General features: G+C 55.9%; 6 protein-coding genes. All 6 read left to right on the forward strand.

Features of this window, described 5'->3' with window-relative positions:
- The first annotated feature begins 205 nt into the window (after positions 1 to 205).
- Complete coding sequence (gene dnaN / locus ACFSOY_RS11595; protein WP_386046745.1) at positions 206 to 1,342, forward strand: DNA polymerase III subunit beta; 1,137 nt, start codon at positions 206 to 208, stop codon at positions 1,340 to 1,342.
- An 11-nt stretch (positions 1,343 to 1,353) separates the two neighbouring features.
- A complete protein-coding gene (yaaA, locus tag ACFSOY_RS11600; RefSeq protein ID WP_386046747.1) occupies positions 1,354 to 1,575 on the forward strand; it encodes a S4 domain-containing protein YaaA in 222 nt (73 codons plus the stop codon).
- Between the two features lie 6 nt (positions 1,576 to 1,581).
- Entirely contained in the window at positions 1,582 to 2,691 is a 1,110-nt protein-coding gene (gene recF / locus ACFSOY_RS11605; RefSeq protein ID WP_386046749.1) for a DNA replication/repair protein RecF, read from the forward strand.
- 12 nt (positions 2,692 to 2,703) lie between these two features.
- Complete coding sequence (gene remB, locus ACFSOY_RS11610; protein WP_386046832.1) at positions 2,704 to 2,955, forward strand: extracellular matrix regulator RemB; 252 nt, start codon at positions 2,704 to 2,706, stop codon at positions 2,953 to 2,955.
- Positions 2,956 to 3,060: 105 nt separating this feature from the next.
- Positions 3,061 to 4,989, forward strand: a complete 1,929-nt coding sequence (gene gyrB / locus ACFSOY_RS11615; RefSeq protein WP_386046751.1) for a DNA topoisomerase (ATP-hydrolyzing) subunit B — start codon at positions 3,061 to 3,063, stop codon at positions 4,987 to 4,989.
- Positions 4,990 to 5,012: 23 nt separating this feature from the next.
- The gene (gyrA, locus tag ACFSOY_RS11620; RefSeq protein WP_386046752.1) at positions 5,013 to 7,550 is read left to right on the forward strand and encodes a DNA gyrase subunit A; all 2,538 of its coding nucleotides are present in this window, start codon (positions 5,013 to 5,015) and stop codon (positions 7,548 to 7,550) included.
- Positions 7,551 to 7,791: the final 241 nt, after the last annotated feature.

Raw genomic sequence — 7,791 nt, forward strand, 5'->3', positions numbered from 1 at the left:
GGGCACTTGGATATGTGGATAAGTGAATGATCGTTGCGCACAGATTGTCCACACCTGCAAAAGCTGATCTGGCATGCGGTTTTTCCTCTTATCCACATATTCAGTGCCCCTATTACTGTTATTACTACAAAATCTCTTATAAACTACTCCACCTACAACTATGCTCAGTGCTCTGAGCGTATGACAGCCTGAGGGGGAAACATCCGTGAAAATTTTGATTCAGCGCCAAAACCTTGTCCAAGCCATCCAAAATGTTCAAAAGGCGGTCTCTGGCAAAACGACGATCCCCGTCTTGACCGGCATCAAGATCGTCGCCAGCAAGGAAGGCCTCAGCCTGACAGCGACCGACCTGGAGATCGGGATCGAAACGCGCGTTCCGACACACATAGAAGAAGATCAGATTGTGAACGTTATCGAAGAGGGCGCGATCGTGCTGTCAGCGCGCTATTTGAGCGATATCGTCCGCAAGCTGCCATCGCAGCAAGTGGAGATCGAAGTCAAACAGAACTACCTGACGATCATTCGCGGCGGGAAGTCGGAGTACAACCTGCACGGTCTCGATCATGAAGAGTTCCCACGCCTGCCGCAGGTGATCGGCAATCAGGTGTTCTCGATCCAGTCTGACATCTTGAAAGACATGATTCGCCAGACCTCTTTCGCCGTCTCCACAGAGGAGATCCGCCCGGTGCTGACCGGCGTGATGTTCTCGCTGAAAAAGGGGACGCTGAAGTTTATCGCGACCGACTCGCACCGTCTGGCCACCCGCGAATCGGTGGTCGAAGCGCCAGAAGATCTGGAGATCCACAACGTCATCCTGCCGGGCAAGAGCTTGAATGAGCTGGCGCGCTTGCTGGCAGACGACTCCTCGCTCGTCGATCTGGTCGTCGCCGACAATCAGGTGCTCGTGCAGATGGACAAAACGCAGTTCTACACGCGTCTGATCGATGGCCAATACCCGGACATCTCGCGGATCATCCCGTCCAATTTCAAGACGGGGCTCACCGTCAAGACGAAAGAGCTGCAAGGTGCGGTCGAGCGGGCGTCGCTGATCGCCAAAGAGCATGAAAACAACCTCGTCCGCTTAAACATCAAAGGGGGCGGGATCGAGATTTCCTCCAACTCTCCAGATGTCGGGAAAGTATCGGAGTCGATCGAGGATGTAAGCATCACCGGCGATGACCTGCTGATCGCGTTCAACTCGAAATTTATGCTCGATGCGCTGCGGGTGATCGACAGCGAGGAGCTGTTGATCGAGTTCACCGGATCGATGAGCCCATTCCTTGTGAAGATCCCTGACAACCCGAGCTGTCTTCACCTCATTTTGCCGGTGCGGATCTACTAGGGGGGAACCACGTGAGCATTCAACAGATCAAGATCAACACCGAATTTATCACCATGAGCCAATTCCTCAAGTTTGCTGAGGTGATCGATTCGGGCGGTATGGTGAAGTGGTTTTTGGAGGAGCATGACATCAAGGTGAACGGGGAGCCGGAGAACCGCCGCGGCAAAAAGCTGCGCGCGGGAGATACGGTGGAGATCGCAGGCATCGGCTCCTACCGCATCGAGCAGGACTGAGATCGCATGTGGATCAAACGGCTGGAACTGCGAAATTTTCGCAACTATGACTCGTTGCAGTTGTTCGACCTCTCCCCAAGGGTAAACATCCTGGTCGGCCAAAATGCACAGGGGAAGACGAATGTGGTGGAAGCGATGCTGCTCCTGTCTGTCGGCAAGAGTCACCGCACGAACAAAGATGCGGAGATGATCCGATTCGAGGCTGACTTCGCGACGCTTCAAGCGGTGATCGAGCGTCAGGAGCGCGCCTACCGCCTCGATCTCACGCTGCTTCCCAAAGGCAAAAAAAGCGCGGTCAACGGCGTTGAAAAACGAAAGATGAGCGACTTTGTCGGTCATCTTAACGTCGTCCTGTTCGCGCCGGAAGATCTGCAGTTGATCAAGGGCGGCCCGCAACAGCGGCGCCGTTTTCTTGACGTGGAGATCGGTCAGGTTTCGCCGCAGTACCTGTACAACCTCACCCAGTACCAAAAGGTGCTCCTGCAGCGCAATTCCTTGCTCAAGGAGATCGGCCAGCGCAAGGTCGGAGAAGAGATGCTGATGATCTGGGATGATCAGCTCGCCGTCTACGGGAGCAAGGTGATCCGCAAGCGCTTGGAGTTTGTGGAGCGGCTGGAGGGGTTTGCCAAAGAGATCCACATGCGGATCAGCGGCGGCAAGGAAGCGCTGTCCTTCCATTACCAAAACTCGCTCGACTGCTCCGATCTGACGAGGATGGAGGAGATCTACCGCGAGGAGCTCACCGCAAAGCGGAAGGTGGACATCCTGCGCGGCTCCACCTCTGTCGGGCCGCACCGCGACGACTTGGAAGTGCGGATCGACGAGCGCAAGGTGCAGACGTTCGGCTCGCAGGGGCAGCAGCGCACCGCCTCGCTGTCGATGAAGCTGGCGGAGATCGAGCTGATCAAGGCGGAAGTTGGGGAATACCCGGTGTTGCTGCTCGACGATGTGCTCTCTGAGCTCGACGAGGAGCGGCAACTGCATCTGGTCAAGAGCATGGGCGAGAAGGTCCAGACGATCGTCACGACGACGACCACGTTTGGGCTGGAGCACTTTCTGAGCGAGGAAGCTAACGTGTACAGGGTGGAACGTGGTATAATCGCCAAAGAAGGGTAGGTGAATTTTGGAATGTTTATTCACTTAGGCGGAGATGTCATGGTGCAGAGCAAGGACGTCATCGCCATCTTTGACTTGAAGATGAAGTACTCTTCGGACAGCACCAAGGAATTCCTCAATGTGGCCGATGAAGAAGGATTTGTTGTGACGATCGACGAAAACGAAAGCAAATCGTTTGTGGTGACCACGAAGAAAGTCTACTATTCGCCGATATCGTCCCTCACGCTGAAGAAGAGGGCAGGTTTCGTTTCGGAACTTGAATAGTATTCATTACTGTTCGCCAGAACTTAATCTGGTGAACTTTTTGTGTAAATGGTAGAATTTACGGAAACAATACATAAAACGAGTTAATCATGGAGGGTACCGACATTGACTCAGGAATTGAATGCCTCCGTTTATGATGAGAATCAGATACAGGTTCTCGAAGGTTTAGAAGCGGTTCGTAAGCGTCCGGGGATGTATATCGGTTCCACCGCTTCCCGAGGCCTGCATCATCTCGTCTGGGAAATCGTTGACAATGGGATTGACGAAGCGCTTGCCGGTTTTTGCGACCATGTGCAAGTGACGATACAGGCGGATAACAGCATCAAAGTCAGCGACAACGGCCGGGGTGTGCCCACCGGGATTCATCCGAAGATGGGGATTCCGACTGTCGAAGTCGTTTATACGATCTTGCATGCGGGCGGTAAGTTTGGCGGGGAGGGCTACAAGGTGTCGGGCGGTCTGCACGGCGTCGGAGCTTCTGTCGTCAACGCGCTGTCCGAATGGATGGAAGTCACCGTCAAGCAAAAAGGCAAAGTGTTCCGTCAGACGTATGATCGCGGCATTCCGCGCTACGGCCTGAAGGAGATCGGCGAGATGGAGCAGAAGGAGCGCACAGGCACGACTGTCATCTTCAAGCCCGATCCGGAAATCTTCCAAGAGACGACCGTCTTTGAGTATGAGATTCTGGAAGGCCGCCTTCGGGAGCTGGCGTTTTTGAACGGCGGGCTGCGCATCACGCTCCGCGATGAGCGCGAAGGCCACGAGCGTGAAGATGTGTACCACTACGAGGGGGGGATCTCCTCGTTTGTCGAATACCTGAACAAAGGCAAGGAAGTGCTGTTCAACCCGCCCGTGTTCACCGCGGGGGAGAAGGATGGCGTCGTTGCCGAAGTCGCTTTGCAATATAACGATTCCTACTCGAAAGACAATATTTTTTCCTTCGCAAACAATATCAACACGCATGAGGGCGGCACGCACGAATCGGGCTTTAAGTCCGCTTTGACCCGCGTGATCAACGAATATGCGCGCAAATATAACCTGATCAAAGAAAATGAGAACAACCTGACCGGCGATGATGTGCGGGAAGGGATCTGCGCGATCGTGTCGGTGAAAGTATCGGAGCCGCAGTTTGAAGGCCAGACGAAGACGAAGCTCGGCAACTCTGAGGTGCGCGGGATCGTCGAGACGATCTTCTCCGACAGGTTTATGACCTTCCTCGATGAGAACCCGGCGACGGCGAAGAAGATCATCGAAAAAGCGCTGCTCGCCTATCGCGCCCGCGAGGCGGCTCGCAAGGCGCGGGAGCTGACCCGCCGCAAGTCGGCGCTCGAAGTATCCTCCCTGCCTGGCAAGCTGGCCGACTGCTCTTCCCGCGATCCGCACGAGTCGGAGCTGTTTGTCGTCGAAGGGGATTCGGCGGGCGGATCGGCTAAACAGGGTCGTGACCGCCACCGCCAAGCGATTCTCCCGCTGCGCGGGAAGATCATCAACGTCGAGAAGGCGCGGCTGGACAAAATTCTCTCCAACAACGAGATCCGCACGATCATCACGGCGCTCGGAACTGGGATCGGCGACGATTTCAACTTGGAGAAGGCGCGCTACCACAAGCTGGTGATCATGACGGACGCGGACGTCGACGGCTCGCATATCCGCATTCTGCTCTTGACCTTCTTCTATCGCTACATGCGCGAGCTGATCAAGGCGGGATACGTCTATATCGCACAGCCGCCGCTGTACAAGGTGCAAAAGGGCAAGCAGATCAGCTATGTGTACAACGACCGCCAACTGGAAGAGAAGCTGAACGAGATCGGCCGCACCGGCATTTCGATCCAGCGCTATAAAGGTCTTGGCGAGATGAACGCTGAGCAGCTCTGGGAGACGACGATGGACCCGGAGAGCCGCACGCTCTTGCAGGTCAGCATCGAGGATGCTGCCAAGGCGGAAGAGTTTTTTGACAAGCTGATGGGCGACCGGGTGGAGCCGCGCCGCGAATACATCGAGCAGAATGCGCGCTATGCGCAGCTTGACATCTAGAACAAAATTTAAGGGGATTCCTTATGGCTGAATTGGATCGTAATCAGACGATAGACATCACCAGAGAGTTGCGAAACTCCTTTATCGATTATGCGATGAGTGTCATCGTCTCTCGCGCCCTACCAGACGTGCGCGACGGGCTGAAGCCGGTGCATCGCCGAATTTTGTACGCGATGTATGAAGTTGGCATGACGCCAGATAAGCCCTATAAGAAATCGGCACGCGTCGTCGGCGACGTGTTGGCGAAGTATCACCCGCATGGCGATGCGTCCGTCTATGACGCGTTGGTGCGGATGGCGCAAGATTTTAACACCCGCTATCTGTTGGTGGATGGGCACGGCAACTTCGGATCGGTCGACGGTGACTCGGCAGCAGCGATGCGCTACACCGAGTCGAGAATGTCGAAGATCGCGATGGAGCTGTTGCGCGACATCAACAAGGAGACGGTCGACTTTGGCCCGAACTATGACGGCAACGAAAAAGAGCCGCAAGTGCTGCCTGCCCGCTTTCCCAACCTGCTGGTCAACGGCTCGGCTGGGATCGCGGTCGGGATGGCGACCAACATCCCGCCGCACAACCTGCGCGAAGTGATCGACGGCGTGCTGTTGATGATCGACAACCCCGATGTGACCGTATCCGACCTGATGAACGTCATTCCGGGCCCTGACTTCCCGACGGCCGGCCTGATCTTGGGCCGCTCCGGCATCCGTTCTGCCTATGAGACGGGCCGCGGGTCGGTCATCATGCGCGCCAAGTGCGATTTTGAAGAGGCGAACAACGGCAAGACGCGCATCATCGTCACCGAACTGCCCTACCAGGTCAACAAGGCGCGGCTGATCGAAAAAATCGCCGAGCTCGTGCGCGACAAAAAGATCGACGGCATCACCGATCTGCGCGATGAATCTGACCGCAAAGGGATGCGGATGGTGATCGAACTGCGCCGCGACGTCAAGCCGCAGGTCGTGCTGAACAACCTGTACAAGCACACGCAGCTTCAGACCACATTTGGGGTGAACATGCTGGCGCTGGTGCACGGGGAGCCGAAAGTGCTCAACTTGCGCGAGGTGGTCTACCACTACATCGAGCACCAGAAGGATGTCATCACCCGCCGGACGCAGTACGAGCTGAAAAAGGCGCGCGCTCGCGTGCACATCCTCGAAGGTTTGCGCACCGCGCTCGACCATATCGATGCGATCATCGCGCTGCTGCGCAGCTCGCGGACGACAGACATCGCTCGCACCCGCTTGATGGAGGAGTATAAGTTTTCTGAAGAGCAGGCGCAGGCGATCCTCGACATGCGTCTGCAGCGTCTGACTGGGCTTGAGCGCCAGAAGATTGAAAACGAGTACCAGGAGATCATGAAGCAGATCGCCGAGTATGAAGCGATCCTTGCGGATGAATCCTTGCTGATGGCGGTGATCAAGGAAGAGATCATCGAAGTTCGCGAGGCGTATAGCGATGAGCGCCGCACCGTGATCACATCGGCGGAAGGCGAGATCGACGATGCAGACCTGATTCCGGTCGAGGATGTGGTGATCACGATCACCCATCAAGGCTATATCAAGCGTCTGCCCGTCTCGACCTATCGCAGTCAGCGCCGCGGCGGGCGGGGCGTCACCGCGACCGGGATGAAAGAAGAGGACTTTGTTGAACATCTCTTCACCACCTCGTCGCACAACGATGTGCTGTTCTTTACCAACCGCGGTCGCGTCTATCGCCTGAAGGGCTATGAAGTGCCCGAGTTTGGCCGCGCGGCGAAAGGGACGCCGATCATCAACCTGCTGAACATCGAGCAGGGCGAGAGCGTCTCGGCTGTCATTCCGCTCGACCAGAACGACCCAGCCGAAGATGTGGTTGAGGAAATGAACGATGAGATGGTCGGGATGGATGAGGAAGAAGAAGCGTCTGTGCGCGGTCCGTTCCTGTTTATGGCGACCCGCAAAGGGGTCGTCAAGAAGACGTCTCTCTCGCAGTTTAGCAACATCCGAAAAGCGGGTCTGATCGCGCTGACGCTGCGCGATGAGGATGAGCTGATCGGCGTGAAGCTGACAGATGGCAACCAAGAGATCATCATCGGGACGCGCGAGGGGATGTCTGTCCGCTTTGCGGAGCGGGATGTCCGGTTCATGGGACGCACGGCAGCTGGCGTAAAAGGGATCGACCTGTCAGCCAAAGACGTGGTCATCGACATGGACGTTGTCAACAAAGCGGCGTACGTGTTGGTCGTGACCAGCAACGGGTACGGCAAGCGTTCGCCGATGAAGTCGTATCGCATTCAAGGTCGAGGCGGAAAGGGCATCAAGACGCTCGACCGCACCGATAAGACAGGACATGTGGTCGGACTGAAGATCGTCACCATCGAGGATGATCTTTTGGTGATCACCAACACGGGGATCGTCATCAGAACTTCCGTCTCGCAGATCTCAGAGCAAAGTCGGATCACGCAAGGCGTCAAGCTGATCTCGCTTCATGGGGACGGCGAAGAGGTGTCGACAGTCGCTCGCGTCGTGACTGGCGATGAGGAAGAGCCGGATGCACCTGAGGAGACCAAGTCCGAATAGATGGAACAGCGGCGACAGCGCGATGATGATCGCGCAAGTTGATCGCTGCTAGCAACTGAACATCGCGATGAAGAGCGCAGCGCCTCAAGATGCAGGCTGACTGCGCTCTTTCTATGTGTCGAGCAAAAGATATATAATTCCAGTTGACGAATCACTAGAGATATGATAAATTTACTCTTGTCGCCGCGAGAGAGCGGTTGACGCGAAAGAGCAAAACGATTGATCCTTGAAAACTAAACGA

This window comes from Tumebacillus lipolyticus (genome assembly GCF_042682745.1).
In the GTDB taxonomy this organism is placed as follows: Bacteria; Bacillota; Bacilli; order Tumebacillales; family Tumebacillaceae; genus Tumebacillus_A; species Tumebacillus_A lipolyticus.